Annotated in this window: 16 protein-coding genes; 1 reads left to right on the top strand and 15 read right to left on the bottom strand. The window is 34.5% G+C overall.

The annotated features are described in order from the left end of the window. Nucleotides 1-360: 360 nt before the first annotated feature. Nucleotides 361-513 carry a hypothetical protein gene (locus F0000_RS28070; RefSeq protein ID WP_223148865.1) on the top strand — a complete coding sequence of 51 codons (153 nt, stop codon included), beginning with the start codon at nt 361-363 and terminating at the stop codon, nt 511-513. Here F0000_RS28070 and F0000_RS02835 read toward each other — a convergent pair. The 15 genes from F0000_RS02835 to F0000_RS02770 form a co-directional block, all read right to left on the bottom strand. Next, complete coding sequence (locus F0000_RS02835; RefSeq protein WP_149623185.1) at nt 496-744, bottom strand: hypothetical protein; 249 nt, start codon at nt 742-744, stop codon at nt 496-498. The genes F0000_RS28070 and F0000_RS02835 overlap by 18 nt on opposite strands. Continuing rightward, complete coding sequence (locus F0000_RS02830; protein WP_149623184.1) at nt 741-1,130, bottom strand: DUF4280 domain-containing protein; 390 nt, start codon at nt 1,128-1,130, stop codon at nt 741-743. The genes F0000_RS02835 and F0000_RS02830 overlap by 4 nt, the downstream gene beginning before the upstream one ends. A 15-nt stretch (nt 1,131-1,145) precedes the next feature. Continuing rightward, nucleotides 1,146-2,498, bottom strand: coding sequence for an ATP-binding protein (locus F0000_RS02825; RefSeq protein ID WP_149623183.1), 1,353 nt, complete (start codon nt 2,496-2,498; stop codon nt 1,146-1,148). Continuing rightward, the gene (locus tag F0000_RS02820; RefSeq protein ID WP_149623182.1) at nt 2,486-6,268 is read right to left on the bottom strand and encodes a contractile injection system tape measure protein; all 3,783 of its coding nucleotides are present in this window, start codon (nt 6,266-6,268) and stop codon (nt 2,486-2,488) included. Before F0000_RS02820 ends, F0000_RS02825 begins: the two co-directional genes overlap by 13 nt. After that, a complete protein-coding gene (locus F0000_RS02815) occupies nt 6,265-9,141 on the bottom strand; it encodes a hypothetical protein (RefSeq protein ID WP_149623181.1) in 2,877 nt (958 codons plus the stop codon). The genes F0000_RS02820 and F0000_RS02815 overlap by 4 nt, the downstream gene beginning before the upstream one ends. A 20-nt stretch (nt 9,142-9,161) precedes the next feature. Continuing rightward, nucleotides 9,162-9,914 (bottom strand): hypothetical protein, encoded by a 753-nt coding sequence (locus tag F0000_RS02810; RefSeq protein WP_149623180.1) that lies wholly within the window; start codon nt 9,912-9,914, stop codon nt 9,162-9,164. A gap of 80 nt (nt 9,915-9,994) precedes the next feature. Then, a complete protein-coding gene (locus F0000_RS02805) occupies nt 9,995-13,660 on the bottom strand; it encodes a hypothetical protein (RefSeq protein WP_149623179.1) in 3,666 nt (1,221 codons plus the stop codon). A 35-nt stretch (nt 13,661-13,695) separates the two neighbouring features. Then, entirely contained in the window at nt 13,696-14,175 is a 480-nt protein-coding gene (locus F0000_RS02800; RefSeq protein ID WP_149623178.1) for a GPW/gp25 family protein, read from the bottom strand. A gap of 1 nt (nt 14,176) precedes the next feature. After that, nucleotides 14,177-15,958, bottom strand: a complete 1,782-nt coding sequence (gene vgrG / locus F0000_RS02795) for a type VI secretion system tip protein VgrG (protein ID WP_149623177.1) — start codon at nt 15,956-15,958, stop codon at nt 14,177-14,179. Between the two features lie 8 nt (nt 15,959-15,966). After that, nucleotides 15,967-16,638 carry a LysM peptidoglycan-binding domain-containing protein gene (locus F0000_RS02790; RefSeq protein WP_149623176.1) on the bottom strand — a complete coding sequence of 224 codons (672 nt, stop codon included), beginning with the start codon at nt 16,636-16,638 and terminating at the stop codon, nt 15,967-15,969. Then, nucleotides 16,639-16,797 (bottom strand): DUF5908 family protein, encoded by a 159-nt coding sequence (locus tag F0000_RS27595; protein WP_188112004.1) that lies wholly within the window; start codon nt 16,795-16,797, stop codon nt 16,639-16,641. Nucleotide 16,798: 1 nt separating this feature from the next. Next, entirely contained in the window at nt 16,799-17,248 is a 450-nt protein-coding gene (locus F0000_RS02785; RefSeq protein WP_149623175.1) for a phage tail protein, read from the bottom strand. A 2-nt stretch (nt 17,249-17,250) separates the two neighbouring features. Continuing rightward, a complete protein-coding gene (locus F0000_RS02780) occupies nt 17,251-17,712 on the bottom strand; it encodes a phage tail protein (RefSeq protein ID WP_149623174.1) in 462 nt (153 codons plus the stop codon). Between the two features lie 53 nt (nt 17,713-17,765). Next, complete coding sequence (locus tag F0000_RS02775; protein ID WP_149623173.1) at nt 17,766-19,433, bottom strand: phage tail sheath C-terminal domain-containing protein; 1,668 nt, start codon at nt 19,431-19,433, stop codon at nt 17,766-17,768. A 17-nt stretch (nt 19,434-19,450) separates the two neighbouring features. Continuing rightward, nucleotides 19,451-20,479 carry a hypothetical protein gene (locus F0000_RS02770; protein ID WP_149623172.1) on the bottom strand — a complete coding sequence of 343 codons (1,029 nt, stop codon included), beginning with the start codon at nt 20,477-20,479 and terminating at the stop codon, nt 19,451-19,453. Nucleotide 20,480: the final 1 nt, after the last annotated feature.

The following is a 20,480-nucleotide window of genomic DNA, read 5'->3' as shown; positions in this document are numbered from 1 at the left end:
TCAAGAGCTTTCTTCTCTAGTTCTTGTTGTTCTGTATTTGTCATCTTATCTGAATAATGTGTAAATTAAAAATTTAGTATTCAGACAAGGTTATATTTACACTCTCGCTGATCATTCTTTTGGTGGTTTACTCGCTAGTTATATGCTTGTAACAACATCTGATTTATTTGATTATTATTTGGCTGGAAGTCCTTCATTATGGTATGATACGATTTGTGATTAAAAAATTCGTATAAATTCATCTTCATACTTTTTTGCCATAATTCAAATATAAGATTACGGGCTATATTTTTCTGTCCTATTAAAAGTAGACATTCCACTTTATATCGTTCTCTCTTAACTACTGGAAACACTTTAGAGATGATATTAGAAAAAGCTAAGTTTTGGGAAAAACATAATGAAACTCCTCTTAATGCAAGACAAAGATTGACATTAAATAAACTATTAGTTGGTTTTGTTGGCAAACTTAAAAATTCCCTCAAAAATAAAACAACCTCAGCTCTTCTTTTTTAGTTTTTTATGTGTATTATAGATTCCAATACCTCCTTTCAAAATTTTAAACATCGAGTGAAATAACATAAACAATCCATAAAAACTCATTATATGTTTCCAATGAAATTTTAGATTAAAAACATCATCTTTATATAGCTCTTCAATCCCTATAAAAATTAATCCTATAGATATTATAACATTCACATAAGGATTCTCTACTATTTTAGAAATTAACATCCCAATTGTATTCATGAAACCGTAGTTTGTACCTGACCCGCGGATGTAATTGATATGGTCCCTGCATAGCTGCACGTGCACGTACTACTATCATCCAATGCAGATAGACTACCAATCGCCACATCAGAAATACCAGGTGTCCAGGGTGAAGCAGTGGCTGGAATGCAGGGCATGGGCGTCAAAACTCCAAGTGCTGCACTGGTTGCTGCCGCTACAGTAGGGTTTGTCGGTGATGAACAGGTGCCAAAACTCATAATATTGACCAGTGGAGTATAATCCATAATAGTAGCTGCAGGCATACTACTTGTATTTACCATATTAACTGGTAATATTGTCAATGTGGAAGGTGCAGACCCAAAAGAGCAGGATATAATCGCTCCACTGCATACTTGATTTGCCATATTCTTCTATTTTTTTTAATTAAACGTTTTATTGCTTTTACTATATTCTCTTTTAATACCTTTCATAATCGTATTTAACATTATTCTTTTTTCTCCGCGACTCGCTGCCTTTATAGCGCAGTATCTTACCACATTAATCATTTCCCCTCCAGATAGCTCATATTCTTTTGCTATGGTATCAAGCACATCAGCTCCTTCTTCTATTTCAAAAATGCTTCCTACCATATTTTGCCATAATAGCTTTCGTTCTTTATATGTTGGTTTTGGGAAATCAATTGTAATCTGAAAACGTCTTAAAAAAGCTTCGTCTATATTACTTTGTAAATTAGTAGCCAATATTACCAACCCATCAAAATCCTCTATCCGTTGTAACAAATATGCTACTTCCTGATTGGCATGACGGTCATTAGAGCTGTTGGTTTGTGTACGTTTACTAAACAAAGCATCGGCTTCATCAAAAAACAAAATCCAATCTTTTGATGCAGCTTCATCGAATAAATGTCCCAGGTTTTTTTCTGTCTCTCCAATATATTTAGACACAATCATCGAGAGATCTATTCTAAAAACAGGAGTGTTAGTTGTTTTTCCCAATAATGTAGCTGCTAATGTTTTTCCGGTTCCCGGAGATCCATAAAACAATACCCGAAATCCGGGTTTCAGACTTCTATTGAGCCCCCATTGTCTCAATATAAGATCACTATGTTGCAACCACTGCTGGATTTCATCTAATTGTTCCCTAACACTTGGAGCTACGATAAGATCTTCCCAACTTAACTTTGTGGTGATTGATTGCGCAGGAAATCGCGAACTATATGTAGGTACATATTCTTTTCCGGTAATAATCGTATGTAATGATTCTTCAGAGAGTTCTAATTTTTCCTGTAATCTGATCGGATATTTTTCTGCTTGTAAAATACGGTCGCGATACAGGAAATGATCTTTATGAATCTTTTTCATAAATCTTAGTCTAATAGCCATATCATCAGCTCCTCCCACAATAAAACATGCTGTTTCGATAGTTGGTATAAAACCAACGTGTTTTGAGTCCTTTAGCCCTCCAAATTCTGAAAATTCTGTATCTATATTTTTATTTTTTATAAGAAATACATCCAGACACTGTGGTTTTATATGTGGAATTAGTGCCAAAATGAGTATTACGCGTTCTTCAAAACTAAGATCATATTTTCTTAATAACTGGGCATACCCAGCCTCTTCATTTTCTATAGGAGGAGGTTTTATTTCTTGTACAGAACCATATGGACTTTCATTTTTAAAATACAATGTTACTGAAGTATCGATAATAGTTTCGAGCCAGGCAATCTCTTGTAACAACTGTATTGTTATATTCTTCTCTGTTATTGTCTCCATAGTACTTCTAATAATTTTTGCATCCAACTCAATTTTAATTTAGCAATACTCCATGGGATTTGATCCAGCAACATATCAAATGATTTTTGCTCGACTGTAAGTATATAACTATCTTCTTCAATCACAATTCGCGCATCTCTACGCAAAAATGATTCTCTAAGCCCTTCAATTGACGTATTCTTAAGAATACTCCAATTCGTAATAATAGCTTGTAGTAATCCTTTTACCAATTCTTTTTCTTCCGGGGCGATATCTACATATTTTTGAACTGGGGTATGGATATCTATCCCACATATAATTTTATTTAATGCCAATTGTTGCTCTTCTTCATATGCCCTGCCTGTAACCGCATATTGCAGTATGTGTATTCCTTTTTGTATACAATCTTCATTTTTGAATTTCCCGTTTTCTGTAAATTTCAACCGATCAAATAACATGGGAATATACGGTCCCAAAATGACCATTCCTGCATTTTTGATATATATGGCATCGCCAATGATTTCTTCTGGTGTTTCCTGAAACACTACCTCCTCTTCTATTAGAAAAACTTCTTCTTTCTTTTGTACTATTCCTTCCCGTGTTTGCAACAGCACATTCTGTATCGCTCCCGCAGTCTCCGCTGCTATTGTCAAAAGAATAGTTTCTGGATCTATCGCATCTTTTAGCATCCAGACTGATTGTGTCAGTAGCATACACCATCTTTTTACAGACCAATCTGCAGGTTTGTCTATTGCGATGGTCAATAATACTGTTTCTATAAAATATGCCCAAATTTTTTGATATTGAGATCCTGTGATGTGCCTGCGTAATTTCTCGAAAACAGTCATCATATCTGTAAACTTAGATTGATTTGGTATATCCATAAATAATTGTACCAATACTAGCTGTTCTTTATGACTTAATGTGCTTATTAACTGCTTTCTGAAAGCCATCCGTTTTAGATTAAAAAGCAATCCTGCCGGCTTCGTTTTTTGAATGGTTTTGAGAATGAACAATACCTCTTTTCTGGGAGTGAATCTGATGACACTTTCCCAATCCTTTTGCTCCTCAATAAGTTTTTTTACTTCTATTACCTCATCCTGAGATGCTATTCTTTTTACCTGGGAATCCAGCCACGAAAAAACTTCGTCACAAAACTCGGTTGTTTTGTTATCTTTTATTTGTTCATTTAATAATATGTTGATGCTATCTTCTTCAATAGTAAATACTCTTGCAATCGCATTGATCAGATATCTAGTAAAATCCAACGTATGTATGCTCCCGTTTTTGAAAGCATAGCTAACTATCATATGCCGTATGTGATGAATATGATCCTGTGTAACTTGTCTGATCTGCTTAATTTTTTTTGTCAGTAGCTGTTCTATATATTCTTTAATCTGAAATACCTGACGACTAACAGATGAATTTATTTGCCCTAGAAAAGTATCATAAGTATGTTCTTTCATGATACCAATCAACAGGTATTGGTTTTTTGCCATTCTATACCAGTGCAAGAAGCGTTCTGGAAACTCGGTTATTACCTCTGCCAAGTATTCTTGTACTACTGATCGCTGTGTGTCTTTTGCCCACCAGGGTAATGTAGCCGTATCAGAGAAATACTGTATAACATCCAGCTTATATTGGATATTTATCACCTTTTGTTGTACTGTTATTGTACTCTCGGATGAAATATCTTCTATAATTCTTTTTATCAATTGTACATCTTTCCGATTAGCAATTTGTTTCTTTAATCCTTCTTTTAGGTAAGTAACTGATACTTTATATGTATTTGAAAATTCAAGAAACAGCGTAGTAATGCGCTCATGTAGGTTCTGCTCTGTTTGTTTATAAAATTGATCATAGATCTGTTCTATGAGTATTTTATAGATAGTATCCGGAATATTTCGGGATATTTCATCAGAAGATTTTATCGCTGGCAGCTGTTTGTTTTTTCTTTTCTGCAGAATCGTTAATGCTCCTTCTACACCCATAACTATGGTTTCGGGTATTCCTAATTGCCTTAATAACTTAAGGATTTCTCTTATCACAGAAGTATGATTAGCATATTTTCCTTGAGTTTTTAATTCTTCAACTCTTTTTACTACCCATTCGCTAATTTCTGTAGTAGTATACGTCTTGCTCTTAGCACAAAGCTCTAATAAAGTGTATACTATTTTTATGGTTTTCTCAATATGTATTTCTTTTTCTAAAAATACCTTAAATTCTTCTACACTACTTCTTTCTCTCTGATTATAAACATGATATAATCTTTCTGAAACCCCAACCTGAGAGAGAACCTTCTCTGAAACCTGAACCTCCTCTATTCCTGTTACTTCTATCCTATTAATTATTAATTCTGAGTACAGCATCTCAATCTCATTTTCTTGAGATGGAAGTAGGCTTTCTGTTTTTTTTAATACCTCAAGAAGTTCTGTATCGATAGTTATATGAAGTATGATCTGAAATAAGAATTCTCTCCACTCACTACCTGATGCATGGAGTATTTTTTTATAGGTTTTGAGAAGAATCATTCCCTGTATTTTTTTCAGAGAATTTGCTTCTATCAGTCTTTGTTCAGCTATTTTATGTACTAAGGACATAAAAGCTGTAAGTTTTAGTATTATGGTATTTTTTGAACGACTGAGTATTTTATAGAGTATTGCATCCGGAAATTGCTTAATTAACCGATCTATTTTTGATGATTGTTGTATCCAACCATCAATAAAGTCTGTAAATATTCTGGGATGATTATCGATATAAGACACTACTTTTTTATAAAACTCTTGAAAAGAAGAAATATCAATTCCCACAGGTAATGAACCGTAGTTCATAAAATATTGAAGGGTTTTTATAAAATCCTGTTCTTCTTTTTTTAGTCCCTTTTTCTGATAATCATTTCTTGTTTTTCCTTCTTTTTCTGCCTCTTCCTGAAGGGTGATCAGCAGTTTTTCAAAATCCAAAACCTTTCTTCCCTTGTCATGTCTATCTTTTATCCCCAATATAATTGTTCTGAGAAGGCTCTTATAGGTCAATCTATATTTTTGTGCAATTTTATAGATCAAAAGTTTTAGAAAGCTCTTTCTATTATAATATCCATTGGCTTCTACAAAAATATATGTCAGTACTATTTCCCAGGTAGCTTTTCTAAAATCAGCTGTTGCCGTTTCTATTAGTTTTTCACTCTTTTGCTTCCTGATAATATCCTGTCGGTATTGATTGATATAAATCCCTTCATTACCCGCAACTCCTTCTACTATTTGTTCTAAAAAAGAGTCTTTTAATTGTGCAATCATACGTGTGCGTATGACCTCTTTTTGACCTTGCTCTTTTACTAGTTTAATAAGTGCCTCTTTATTATTCGCTATCAGCTCCAGAAATAATTGTTCTGGTCTTTCTGTAGTGACAACCTGCCAATTTACATACCCATTTTTTAGAAAAAATGCAAACTGATCTATCTTTTTGTTATAGATCTGTACTCGTTTTCCTGTTTTTAAGGTTCCGTTATCAAAAGAATTGTTTTCTAAAAAAGTAGTTAGTGCTTCTTCTACCCTATAAAATATTTCTTTTTCAAAATTTGAAGGCGAAACTGTTCCTAAATCCAAGACAATTTCTTCAAATTGATCCAGAAATTCTTCTGAGCTATATTTATCCATTATTTTTTGCAACAATGACTGTATCTGATAGGTTTGCAGGTAGCTTATTTTAGATTGATAGCTATAGGCCTCAGATGATTGCTCCAATACTACTTCATAGCGCTGACTCTTAATAATATGTGTTTGCTCATTTTTCAAAATTCATCATATTGTTGCTCTAATTCCTGTAACATAGTTATCAACTGATATGCCTGATACACGCGGTCTTCATGACCCTGATCATCTATCATTAGTTCCTGCCATCTAAAATAATAGGCTTCAAATAAATGAACTACTTTATAGTCCAGCCAATATACCTTGGCTACTAAATGGATTGGCAGGTGTTCATATACAATATTTTCAAACATCATTCTGAAACTCTCATTCTGAAAACGTACCGGCCAGGATGGTAAAATAAAACTCATCCTGAAGGAAAAAAAATCTTCTTTTACCGCATGTGCCCCATAATATACATAGCACTGAACGATATCTGACAATTGTTCTTTATCCACAAGAGATAATTCATTTTGTAATTCTTTGATCACATCCTGCCATTCTTTTTCAGAATCGTACCTGTCTTTTGATATAGCCAGTATTTCTCCTTCTGAACTGACAATTTCTATTGTATAACAGTCATTCCTCAAGATTCCTTTATACTGCAATTCATCCAGATATAGTTGTTCTAATAGTGTATTTATTTTTCGATTTCGGTAGTTACATGAAGTTTGCTCATGATGCTGTATTCGTAAATTCACTTTTGTCATGAGTAAAGAAAAATCAAGATAAAAGCCAAAATAATCTCCGTGATATGGAGGTAGTAATAATAGGTGTTCTAATACAAAAAATCCTTCGCTTTTATGACTAAGCGCTACCAAATAATTAATCGCTTTCTTAATAGATGCAACCGCGTGTTCCCTGCTGTCACAGATGTGTGCTATATTGGAAGTCGTAATTCCTCTTTTATATAAAATATAATACTTATCATCAGTATTAGGATCTTTTTTAATGGTATAATTTTGTGATAACACTCCATTTTTTAATATTTCACTTAGAATACTATCTTCTGTCCCTACGTAGTGCATTGCCTTATACAAGTCTTCTTCTATCACTTCATTAACAACTACATCTTCTATAGTGACAATTGCAATATCTTCTTCTGGTGTATGGATATCTATTTCTCTAACCTTAAGTTCTATTTCTACAGCCTTGGGATGCACTATAACTCCAGAATCTTCCAGAATTTTAGTGAGCGACTGTATTCTAAAATCATTCATCCCTGTAAGAATTGCAATTTTTCTAAACAATCCTGGAATTAATTGTTTCTGATTTTTCTGTACACCTGTTTCTGATAAGGCATGATAATTAAAAGCACGTGCCCGGGTATAACTTATTGAATCATATGATGCTATAAAAGCCCTTTTCATTGCTAACGCTTCTTTCTCGAATCGATCAGATGTAAGAGCTTCTCCATAACTATTACTATTAATTTTGCGTAATGCGTAGGTTCTAAATTCTTCATTATATCTAGCTAATAATTGATCTGCAATGGCATCAAAACGTTCTAAAACACCTACATCAAAATGTGTATTAAGTGCTTTTACCAGGGTATCCCAATAGGATTTTACAACAGAGATATCGTCGTAATTTTCTGGAGGTCTAATCAGTTCTATCAAATCGTCTAAATCTGGTAATTCTTTTGTAAAATATGACCGTTCTATTGTATTATGAACATCATATAATGTGTATAGATTGCTTAATTGACTTAAAAAATTAACCATCAGCTGATCGATTGGCATCAGATATGCTTGTAATTGTTTTACCTGTGCTTTTCGTAATGGGGTAGCATTTGCACTAATACCAACATCTCCTATTCCGTATAGTTCTGGAAACTGTTTCCTGATTGGGTAATGATAGTTTATATCTTTATAAGTTCCTTGTGGTATAGGTATTCTATTTAAAGAAGTAGAAGCTGCTCTGTAATTTCCATAATCCAATGCCTGAATGAATGACAATTGTTTTTTTGTTTCTGCTAAATCAGGCTGAAAAAAAATCCCGGAATTCTCAAAAATCAATTTTTCGTTTGCCGCTGGAAAACTAACTACTGGTGCAGTATTTACCGGGATATTCAGACGATTTCTTATAGATACTTCTTTTCCGCTTTTTTTATCGGTATACTTTAGACAAAAATTAGCAATGCTCAGGATTCCATCAATTCTAGCTATAATTTTTATGATATCCGAAATAATAATCTCTTTTAAAGGGTCTTTTAGATCTTCATCCAGAATAAATCCATTGGATAATCGCGGACCATTAAAAATTTCATTGGCAGACATTCCTTTTTCCTGCAATTTCCATAATGGATAGTAGTTGACTTCTGGAGTCAGATAATTATTTATTTTGTTCAGTATTGTTGCCAATATTTCTTCTCCATCGACTTTCTCTGATAAAGATACTTCTAATTCAAGCGTGAGGAATAAAGGTTCATATATTTCTACTTTATAAATATCTTCACATAAATTTCTATGATCATTATATAAGGCTATTACTTCTTTAATAATGCGTTGATTCTCTATGAGTTCTTCCTCAGGCTCCTGTGCATATACATATTTCTCTACATAGACATACATGAATCCTTTAGCATTATTAACTGATGATGATTCAACATCCACAGGATGTATCCATACATTTTTTACATTTGTTATTTGATCAATCCATATTTTTCTGTAATCATTAAAGGTAATAGGATCTGTCGTTAGAATATCTGATGCTACAAATAGCCCATTATCCCCAGAACGTAATTCTTCTCCTTCTTTTTGTATAAGAAGATCTTGTATGGGCAGCTCTGTTTTATGTATTAATTCTGTAAGTGCGTAGGATATATTTTCTAATAAGGTAACCCCGGGATCATGTTCATTATAGTCTGTCCATACGGCACCACTCAACTTCTGAAGAACTTCTAATCCCTCCAGATGAAGATCTTCGTATAGACCTGTCCCTTTCTTCTTTTTCTTTATATATCCTTTTCTATCCACTCGTGTAAAAAGCTTACTGCTTATTTAAAAAGTTCCATGATCTTTGTATCCCACATTTTTGAAACGTGAAAATTAATTTTTTTACCCGACCCATAGTTTGATCGGGTCTTAAGCTGTAGTTTATAATTATAGGTACTACCTGTAAATCGTATGGCTATTTTATTCCAAAACCAGCCGTAATGTGCCTGCGTCTTTCTGATTTTATGGTGAGATTTACCAAAAGTACTTATTGCATGCGCGTGCAGCAAAGCATATTTACCTGTTTTTTCTTTTCCTACCTGCGCGACTATCTCAAAGGCGACACATCCATCCAATCCTGTAATGATATCATGCCACTCGCCGTCTGCAGGAACTGTATCCAGGATATAAGTTCCTACGCGTGCTGTCGTTCCCAAAATTCCATCAACCTCCAGGGCCGTTCTTGGTTTACTGGTTCCGATACCAATCGCTCCTGTTTTCTGTAAATGCATTACTTGCGTGACTTCCTTATCAGATACAGGAGAAACGATAGACAAGCCCTTGTCATCTTCTTGATTAAGTTCTATGCTCCAATGGGGTAATTCATCTTCTACGTTTTCATAAAAGCTAATCACCTTATCGGATTCTTTTCCTTGTGGAGCCAATACTAATCCATCTTCTGTATTTTTAGAAATACCATCATCGATCTTATTTATCATAGAATCAATAAGACTAGAGAAATTACTTTCTTTGGGTCGAGCTCCTGCACTAAAAAGTGCTTTAAGACTCTGTCTGTTTAATAGCTTTATTTTCACTTTGATCTTATTTAGGTAATGAGTATCCGTTCGTTATTTTTGAAGTCTTTGGGGATATGATATTGTATAGTTTCTAATTACTATTTCTCAATTGTAAATGTCAGTACCGTATTATATTTGTCATAAGGCACTATTTCTTTTTTGGGTTTTACTTCTGTTGTTGTATCTAGTACTGAGGACTCAGATTTCTCTAGTTCCTGTTTGCTTTCTTTTTCATCTGCTTCGATAATATAATCTATGCCTACCTGTAAGTTTAGCATTTCTTCTTCTGTGGCTTCTCCATGAGTTTCTTCTATTGCAGCGTGAGAATTGATATGATGTTTATGCATCGGGGCTAAAATTGAAAAAGGTTTTGTAGGGCGTATCATTTCACTTTCTTCATATACCTTCAATGTAAAATCATTCATCTCTTTTTTGACAATATGTTCTATATTTAATTTTTCAACTCCCTGTATATAAGGCAGGTCTTCTATATAGCTCACTAACATCCGCGGCTCTACGGTAGCTCCAATACCCTCAATATTAGTATTACCTAATGGCATTGGGCATAAGTATTCACTAATTACCTTATTTAATTCATTGATATAATATCCACCATCATCTTCTTCATAAAAGGTTACTATACAATTTACCAATAACCATTCTACTTCTGGGTTCTGGACTTTTACCTTTATAAATGAGTTTGATTTTTTCTGGATGAATTCTGCTATTTGTGATAATTCGTTTCCATTAAAGTAATGATGATGTTCATTTTCCCATTTGGCACTTAATACGATCAATCGTACATAGCCTGCCTGCGGTTTAAAATTATCGTTAAGATTGGTGCATTTTGCCGCAATTACTTCGTGAAAGTACTGCAATGTTAATCGCTCATAATCCCAAAGAGTAACTGCCCTATCTTTATGCCGTATTCGTTCACTTACTTCTGTGTACAGCATATCTGGTGTTCCCGGAAGCTTTCCTCCATAAGAAGGTGCTGGTTGTAGCACCTGTTTTATTCCAGGTATTTTCTTTACTATTTTAGTAATCCTATTAGCGGCTATCTGCTTACCAACAATATCAATATTTTCGGTTGTACAAGAGGCGGTTACAGCATTTACATAGATTCCTCTTATAGTGGGATATGTATAGGCTTGTTTTTTTGCTATGCATCGTATCTCGAATATATCTTCTTTGTTGATTGTAATATGGCTTGGTAATCTGAATTCTATAATACCTGATTTTGTCAGTTGATTGGTGCTATCAGAGATCATATATTTTTCTGTAAGTACTGTCCAACTATCTGATGTTTTGAATTGAAATACAATATTATTTTTTATTGAATTATAAGCTGTTGTTTGGTTTTGCAAATCAAAAAACAAAGAAAACCCAACACCTGTACTAAGCCCATCTAATCTTATATAAAAATATCCTTCTCCATCATAATCCGTGACTATTGTATTTTTATACACTTTACTATCACTTATTATTTTCTGGATGCTAAAAGGTGTTATATGCAGATAATCGCCTGCTATTACACCGGTACTATCATCATTAGAAAAAGAATTATTAAAATAAAGTACATCTTTTGCCTTATACGCCAGGGTTACTCCCTTTACCTTGGGTATAAAGGGTTTATTAGGTAATGGTAATTCTTCTTCATTCTTAGCATTATATGTGGCTATTTCTGTATAATTCTTCTGATATAGATCTTTCCCAAAAGCATATACCGGAGAATCCAGTGTAAGTTTTATAAATCCGCTTTGGGTATGTATTGTATATTTCAGAGGATCCTGAAGCCTGTAATCTCTGGAAAACTCATACTTCCCTAGGTTATTTAATGAAAAAGATTTTTTGGACGACACCAAGGTGCTATCATACCCTTCTGGAGTAAGACAATCCTCTGTTTCAAAAAGATTATGTTCTTCTACTAATGCTTCTTCTCTGGGAAACCAATATCCATTGCATAGTGTCTGTATTTTTACCTTAAAAAAATCATTTGCAAATGCTTCTGTATATTCCTGGTAATAAGTATCAAAACCTCCGTATTCTGCCGGTACTGCTTCCCAATCAATATCGATATCTATATGGGTTATTTCTTTTTTAAATAATTCACTTTTGCCTATCATGAGGTATCCTCCTTTTGCCGGTAGTGGCCCAAAAAGGTCAAATGCTTTAGTTAATGGCATTTTACCTATGTTATTATATACAGCCAGGTTTTTGATTTCTGTGACCTCAATATCAATAGTTATATCTTCGAGAATGACTCCTTTAAAGAAGGAATAGACATACACTGGAGCATACTCATCAAATATCACCCTGATCATTGGCCAAACAGAATGCTCTTTTTCTGAGGCTAATGCAGTAACTGGGGCTTCTGTATTCTGAAGAACAAAGTGTATTATAAATGTATTTTCTTCTTTGTTAAACGATACCTCATAAGAAGAAACTGTCTCCCAACTCTTTATGGATGTATATGATATTATAAATGCTTCTTCAAAAACTCTGGCACATACGACATCAAATGGTAATTTTTCATTGATTGTCATTTGCTCCAATAATTTCCAAAATATATGACTTGCAGAATTTTCTTCTAATGTACAGCTTAGGGTAACTTCTCTCTTTCCTTCTTCCAGAAATAACACGGGAGATCCTATCATAAATCCAACATCTGTAGTAATTATGGGGGCTATTTCAGAATTAATTAATGTATTTTGATCTGCTCCAAATAATGCCCAATTATTAGTTTCGGGATTCTTTTTAGCATTGAGTATTAATTGATTTTTTAGAATACTGGATATAATTGGAAGATCTGTGCCTACTTTTATAAAGGAACTTTTATTAAAAAATAATGTTTCTATAGATTGTATACTAATAGGATTTATTAATATGGCTTTATTGGTTTTAAAAAGAATTTCTTTTTTACTGCCAAATAATTTACCCGCAGAAAGCTCTGTCCCTTCAGGGATTGGAGTACTTTTTGATTTTGGGGTTGCCTCAAAACATACAATCGCAGTAGTGGGAATCGCTCTACTTATTGTCTGTTGCAGTATCTCTTTGTAATAAAAATCAAGGTGCTTTTTTGATAACTGGTTGATATGACCTTGCAATTTTTCATAAAGCATTACAAAAGTGATATACATGGCATTATTAGGCAAGTGGTCATCTCTTTTAAAAATATACGTCCTTAGATATTTTTTTGTAAAATCCTGAATATGGAGGATAATCTTCTTTAATGTCTCTACTACCTCGGGTAGATCTACCTCCCTTTTCTTTGGTGGTGGTTTAGAATATCGCTGAATTGCCTCAGAAAATGATTTGGGCTCTGGCTTTTCTTTTTCTTCAATACTATTGAGGTATTCTGACAAGTTTTCTCTCTGATATTGTAATACATCAGATACAATGTTTCCGATTTTGTTTGCTAAAATATCTTCATGAAAACCTATCAAATCTTTTTTCCATTTTTCTATTTTATCATACCACTTTAATATATCCTGAACTGTTTTCTTGTTATCGTCAATACTTGTGAGATTAACAACGGGTTCCTGTATAATTGTTACCATATACAAGATTGGATCATGTTCTAAAAGAACCTTCCAGTTACCATCAATATGATTGTCTATATTATAAAAATTAATGTATTCTGCATATGATATAAGATACCCCAACAAATCCTCAAAAGATCTATCATCTATTTTAAAATCCTGCCTAATCAGGTTTTCATTTTTTCTCTGATGCTGTATGGTTCCCTTCCGTCTTTCGATCATTACTGTTGTTACTTTAAAAAAAATGTACTTATCGATTAGGTAATATCTTCTAATGTTTTAGGCAAAACTTCTGATTTTTGTAATTGCTTTTTATATAATAAAGGTATATCTGTTCCCTCTACTTTATAGTATGGAAACACTAGATTAAATCTTGTATTCGTCAAAGGAATTATATAATCTAAATTTATTCTTATAATTCCGTCCAGATAATCAGACTCGTCTAATGCTATTTTTATTAATTTAATCCTAGGTTCGAATTTTACAATAGCAGTTCTGAGCATTTCCTTAATAAGATGTACTCTGGAGTTAGAAATAGATTCAAACAAATAACTATATAAATCAGTCCCATATTTAGGTAACATTATACGTTCTCCTATGGTCGTATTTAATAGAATCTCAAGAGATTGCTCTATATCCTTCTCATCAGATACCATAACGACACCTAATTCTTTTTCTTTATGAAATGTTGGAGGAAATCCCCATCCGGTTCCTAAAAATGATGTTTTATACTTCATATTAATTAAGGTTTACCATAGATCCGCTAATATTTGTTTCTCCGCTACTACTAATATCACATCCGCTACTACCGCTAATGGTCATTGATTGATCTGCTGATGCTGATACCGAACTACCACTCACTGTCAAATCATTATCTGCTGTAATCGTTACCGATGATCCTTGTATGGTAAGATCATCAGCAGCCTGAATAGTCATACTGGATTGACTTTGGATAGTAATCCCATCTGCATTCATCTGGATTTGATTACTATTCTCATCTGTAATTGTAATCCCCTGATCCTGATCACTAATAACAATCGTATTATTGTTTGGTGTTACTATGGTCATCACAATATTCTCATCGTCAAACTGTAGTTGCAACTGACTCTTGGTCATCAACGTTTTTATATAATTATTGGCATCTGCAATATCTACGGGAGGTGTCAATGCACTACTATATACACTTCCCAAAATTATTGGAAATCTGGGATCTTCATTCATAAACCCCAGTATAACTTCGTCTCCTACTTCGGGATAAAAAAATGCTCCAACACTACTACTGGCATAAAAAGTAGACATTCTCGCCCAGACAGTAGCTGTATCATCGTCTAATACAGGAATCTGTACCTCTACCCTATATTCTCCACCAGTATCTTCATAAATTTGTTTTACTGTTCCGGTTTGTAATCCTTTTACTCCCTGTAATAAGCCAGAGGCTATGGGGCCAGAGGTATTTGCTTTCTCACTAAACCATTCTGGAGACATTCCTATTTTTACTTCTGTATGCCATTGTCCATCATCTATAGAGTGTGTAACACCAGAGATGTATGCATCTCCATTAAAACGATCTCCCAGACCATTTAATGTAATTGTTCCATTTACCTTAGCCAAAGCTGAACCCTGGAAAGTAATACTTCCTCTGTATCTGGACATTCTGGATTTTAACAATACAGCATCTGCCCAGGCCTGAACAGCATCGGATGTAATAGGTACCGAGGCATTCAATACATTGGTAGCTGATAATACTTCGCCTAATGTTGACCCTGATAAATTACCCTGATCGTTAACCGTAGGTTCACTTGCTGTAGCATTGGTCAATGCCTGATTCGCCATGTCCCAGGAGTTACCTTCTACACTACTGTATTGACTTGTTGCATCAATCTCTGCATCCAATTCTATAATATCATATCCGTATTGTACCGTTAAATCAGCTGTTTCACTAACTCCGGGAGTTGCAACTGTCAATGTACCGCTATCCGTAAAAACCACCATCCCGTTTACCTCTGCCCTATTTACAATAAAATCCCAATCTGTAGCATAAAACTGAACTACTTCTTCGTGTGTAACAGTGGTAGCGTCAACAGCATTTTCAAAACTATAATTTCCTGCAATTTGTTCTATAATATCACTATCTGTAGCTGATAAAAACACAGCATTTTTTCTGGCAATAGTAGACTGCACCACTGTATCTTTACAAGTGATCAATAATATAGACCCAGAAGCATCTATTTTTATAGATTGCTTGGTCACAATCCCTGTAAACACGCTATCATTTTGATTTTCATAACCTAGTTTTATCTCTATTTCTGCTCCAGGCACAAAAGTATCTGCATCAGTAATTTCAAAAGTTTGTTCTGATGCACTGCCATCTCTGATTGTAATTTCGGCTTCTGCTATTTTATTGATTTCTTGTATTACTTTTATGTCCAGTACCTGGTATGTATCTGGAATATCCGAACCGCCGGAGGTAATGGTAAAAGTTACTAAGTGATTCCCTTCAACTATTGGTGAACTCGCCATGAGATAATTTATTTAATTGGTGGTAAATATATTTTTGTCCCTGGAGGGATATCTCTAAAATTGAGTAAATTATTATATTTTGCAACTTCCATATAATAACTGGTATCACCATACATTCTATAACAGATAAGAGGCAAGGTGTCTCCATCTTTTACTTCTACCAAATGTGTAAGATCAGGAGATAAATTACCCGCATCTTTAGCGATCAAATCAGCATCGATAGCTTCTTCAAAAGACACTGATAATTTAGCTCTTAATGGAGTACCATCACTCTGAAATAATGTATAAGATATGTTTAGAGAGGTTAGCTTGCATTTAAAAACTAATGTCCCCCAGGACACAATTAGATAATTAGGTTCATGGATATCTCCATTATAAGTGAAGCATACGTCTTTAAAAGTTTGTATCTGATCATCCACAGCTACTTGCGAATCTAGAATACTTGCGGTACTCACCGCTCCTGTAGCATCAAAATAAATATCAAAAGATATTTTTTCCGGCGAGATTCCTTTGAATTTTAAGGTTGCACCAGGTGCTCCCTGAGACACTGTGTTATTATACGATGTCCTATGTTCATGAGAGTAGGATGCAGGATTGATTTGAACCGTACAGCTTGAGGTGCCCGATCCAGAATATTCATTATCTGAATATGCTATAATCTCCATCAAATCTTTTGACATCTATCGTTCTTTATGTTTCTCCAATTGTTTCTTTACTTCTTTTTTACAAATAGAAGTGATCGATTTTCGCACCTCATCCATATCCAAAAGCTCTTGAGAAGTATTCATTTTCTCTTCTACTTTAACTTTGATAACAAGTTCTCTTATTTCTATTGGCATATTATAGTACTAAGGAATAATCATAGGTTAACTCAAGTGTTTCTATAACAATCTCATTATTCATGGAATTTAATGGCGAAAACTCCCATTTTACAGGCCAGGCGTTTACAAAGCTCCAGTTTTTAATAGGTAAAGAATTTTCGTCCATAAGACTCACAATAACGGTTTGCTTTATAATCGTAGAGGATAAACCACCTGCTAAGGTAGCCTCGCACCATAATGAAAGTGCCGATACACTGGTGGTCAATCCTCGTTTAAGAACCAGGTTTTGGTATTTTGCTCCAGTAGGAACCCGGTGCTTAAACCGGTTCTCCCCACCTTCTGCAATTTCTTCGATTCCCATTTCCATCGCCATCCCCGACACCTCTTTAAATGAAGTATCCAGTAATCCTAATTCCAAAGGAAAAGTTAGTCTAAAATAAAAACCTGTAATGGGATAATCACTACTCATAGTTACTCATTCGCAATTGTTAAGCCTTCATGCGCTAATTCTAGCGTCTCCACTGCTACCTCATTTGCTTCTGATTTTAAATCTGTCGCCGTAATTTTTGTTGGCCAGGCATTGGTTAATGTCCAGGTCATAGTAGGAGCTCCAGTCTGATCTAATAATTGAATGACTACTGTTTCTCTTTTGATCGTATTCATTTTTATAGCATCATACCATTTCCAGAAATTATTATCTTTTACAAACACTCCTTTTTTAAGCGTCACATTACCTGTTTTAGCAATTCCAGGCATTTTTATGGTGCTAAATGTTTTGCTATCTCCATGTCTGTATTCTACAATCTGTGTTTCTGTTTCTAATCCAGAAACTTCCTGAAAAGAAGCCGTGCTATCTTGTGAACCTAAACTTACTGTAAAATAAAACTTAGTCAACGGCCAAATTGCACCTTGTGCTGATCCATCATCTGCCATAATTGTATGTTTTTAAATATTAGTTTATTTTTTATTTTCTTTAATATACCTCCTTACCCTTTCTGCATTTCCTGCTGAAAAGTAATCTCAATAAATTCTGCAGGATGTGATACTGCAACTTTTACTGCTACAATCATTCTTCCATTAAGAACATCATCACCTGTCATAGTGCTTCCTAATCCAACCGTTACAGAAAATGCATCTGCAGGTTTAGGTCCGACCAGGCCTCCCTGATTCCATAATCCTATAAGAAAGTTACTGATCATACTTTTTACAGCTACCCAGGTTACGGCATCATTAGGCGCAAAAACATAAGCACTTGCTGCTTCTTTTACAGATTGTTCTATATATATGAGTGTTCTTCTCACATTGATATATCGCCAATCATTAGAATTACCATCCAATGTTCTTGCTCCCCATACTAAAACTCCTTTACCGGGAAAAGCCCTGATGGCACAAATTGATTTACCATCTAATGGCATATTAAGATCTTCCTGCGCCTGATGATCTACTTTTACAGCCGGCGTGATTACTCCTTGTACTCCTACATTGGCTGGTGCAATCCATACACCTTCATTATTATCTACTGTGGTATATATTCCTGCCATGGCAGCACTGGGAGGCATTAAATTAAGTTTCTCAAGCATGTGTTTTAACAATAACTTATAAGACGCACTTAAATTTTTAAGTACTCCATCTGCTTTATCTTGAGTAATACCATCTGCAGCAGGTTTTGCTGCAAATAATGCTGTTATATACTTAGTAATGGGATTAGGTACAGCACTTTTAGTCTTAGGATCTGTTACTGCCGGAAATTCTGATGTTAATAATGTTTTTACAGCAGCATAACTTCCTGGTGCAATATTTTTATAAGATACATCTCCTAATTGATTCACTGTAGTGTGTAGCCACGGATAATATGCAGCAGCATAACTATTAAACTTAGGAAGTGTAGGTTCTACTGCATTTCTGAATCCTTCTATACTAGTGGTTCCTACTAATGGCTCACTATATCCCCCTGGAATGTCTATAAGCGCCACTCTACTTGCCAATTCTCCACAATGATTGATCATCTCTCCCTGTAATGTATAACACAAAGCATACTTATTAGCCAGTTCAGCCTCTGTTGGATCCATTAATTCCACTGCATCCGGAATTACAATCATCGTTGGCTCTGTTTCTTTTGTCAGCACGGTTAATGCATCTTCAAAGGGTTTTGTAGATGATAATCCTGTCAACGAATAATCGTATCCTCCCGTAGATACAATATAACAGGTTCCTCCTCCATTTTCATAAAAGAATCGAACAGCACTATACAATCGATAATTTACAGTAGATGTTGCTAATGAATATCCATTAGTTCCCATTAGAAAATCAGGAACCGCAGAGGCTGTACTCGTATCTCCAGCTGGTTTTGAAGCTGCATCAGCTGGTTTCTTTTTTGGATCTGTTGCTGCCGGAGTAGCGGGTTTCGGTGGTTTGGCAGAAATTGCAGTGACACTAAATTGAATTAGAGGAGGTTTGCTCCCAAAAATTGCATTAAACTCTGCCAAAGAGGTTACTTTAACCGCTTTATTGACCAGGTCTTTACCATTATAGTTGGTCTGCGCCGTAAATCCGATAAAAGCCGGAATTGCCGTAGGCACAGGTACAACTGCATTTCCAAAGGCATCCAGCTCCTGGATATAGACCCCTGGGGTTTTCATTGCTGTTACTGACATTCTTTTTAATTTAAGAGTTATACATAGATTATAGTTTGAGAATAAAATAAATTCTCGTTATTCTGCTTTTTGGAAACAACCTTTGATGCATTCGGTACGGGCATTTTTAGATCTAATTCTAATACAGTATCAGAAAAATCATTATTATATTTTATTTTTAACAAAGGATGTTCTTTTACTTTTTGCTGAAACTTTATCATTTTTAATGAAGTAAATATTTTTGATGCTACTCCTCCAGCGATTTCTTTTTCTTCCGGACCGGTATACTGTACTTTATCCGACCCCTCAAGTAATAGTTCCCGAATGGTTATCTTTTTATCATCAGGAACTACCACAGCATATTGCCAATAGGTAGCTCTTGCAGGGAAATTAATTTTTAATGACGGCACTCTGTTTTCTTTTAAAGATTCTATAACAGATCTCATCTGTGTATGCAAAATCCCGTAACAGTTCTCATCCATTCTCTCAGAGGTACCAAAAAATGTTTTTATGAGTTTATCATCAATCCAAATCTCATAGATACCTGTCCCAAAAACCTCAATATCTACAAAAACACGGGATTTTTTTTCTTTAGAAACCTGTGTTTGTATACGCTCTCCTTTACTATTTTTAATACGTACGGTAACGAGTTTGTCTGATGGTACTGAAACATTAAATCGTAAAGGTTGTGCAGGTAAATAAGTATCTGGAACAATGGATTCTTGCTCCTGTACTCTATTGGCAACTATAGAATTTGTGATATAAAGTAAGGTATCTTCTTTTTTAGTAGTAGAAACATCGGTATAATTAGCAAAATTAGAATCCGTATGAATCAATTGAAAATATAAATCCTCTACGCCTTTTAATTCTTGCCACGTAGCTTTGGTATCTGAGACTCCCACATATCCTTTATAAACATTACCCAGTTGTTGTATATGAATAGTATAATTCTTCATCAATTGCTGAGTTGATGCAAAAGGCTTTACCTTAAAAACAGGACACAAGTGCATCTCAAAATACTCGTGTAGTATTTCCAGTTGAAACCATTCTTGAAGATCTTTATTCATC

The sequence above is a fragment of the Aquimarina sp. RZ0 genome (assembly GCF_008370685.1).
Lineage (GTDB): Bacteria > Bacteroidota > Bacteroidia > Flavobacteriales > Flavobacteriaceae > Aquimarina.
This window is presented reverse-complemented; position numbering and strand designations above follow the sequence as displayed.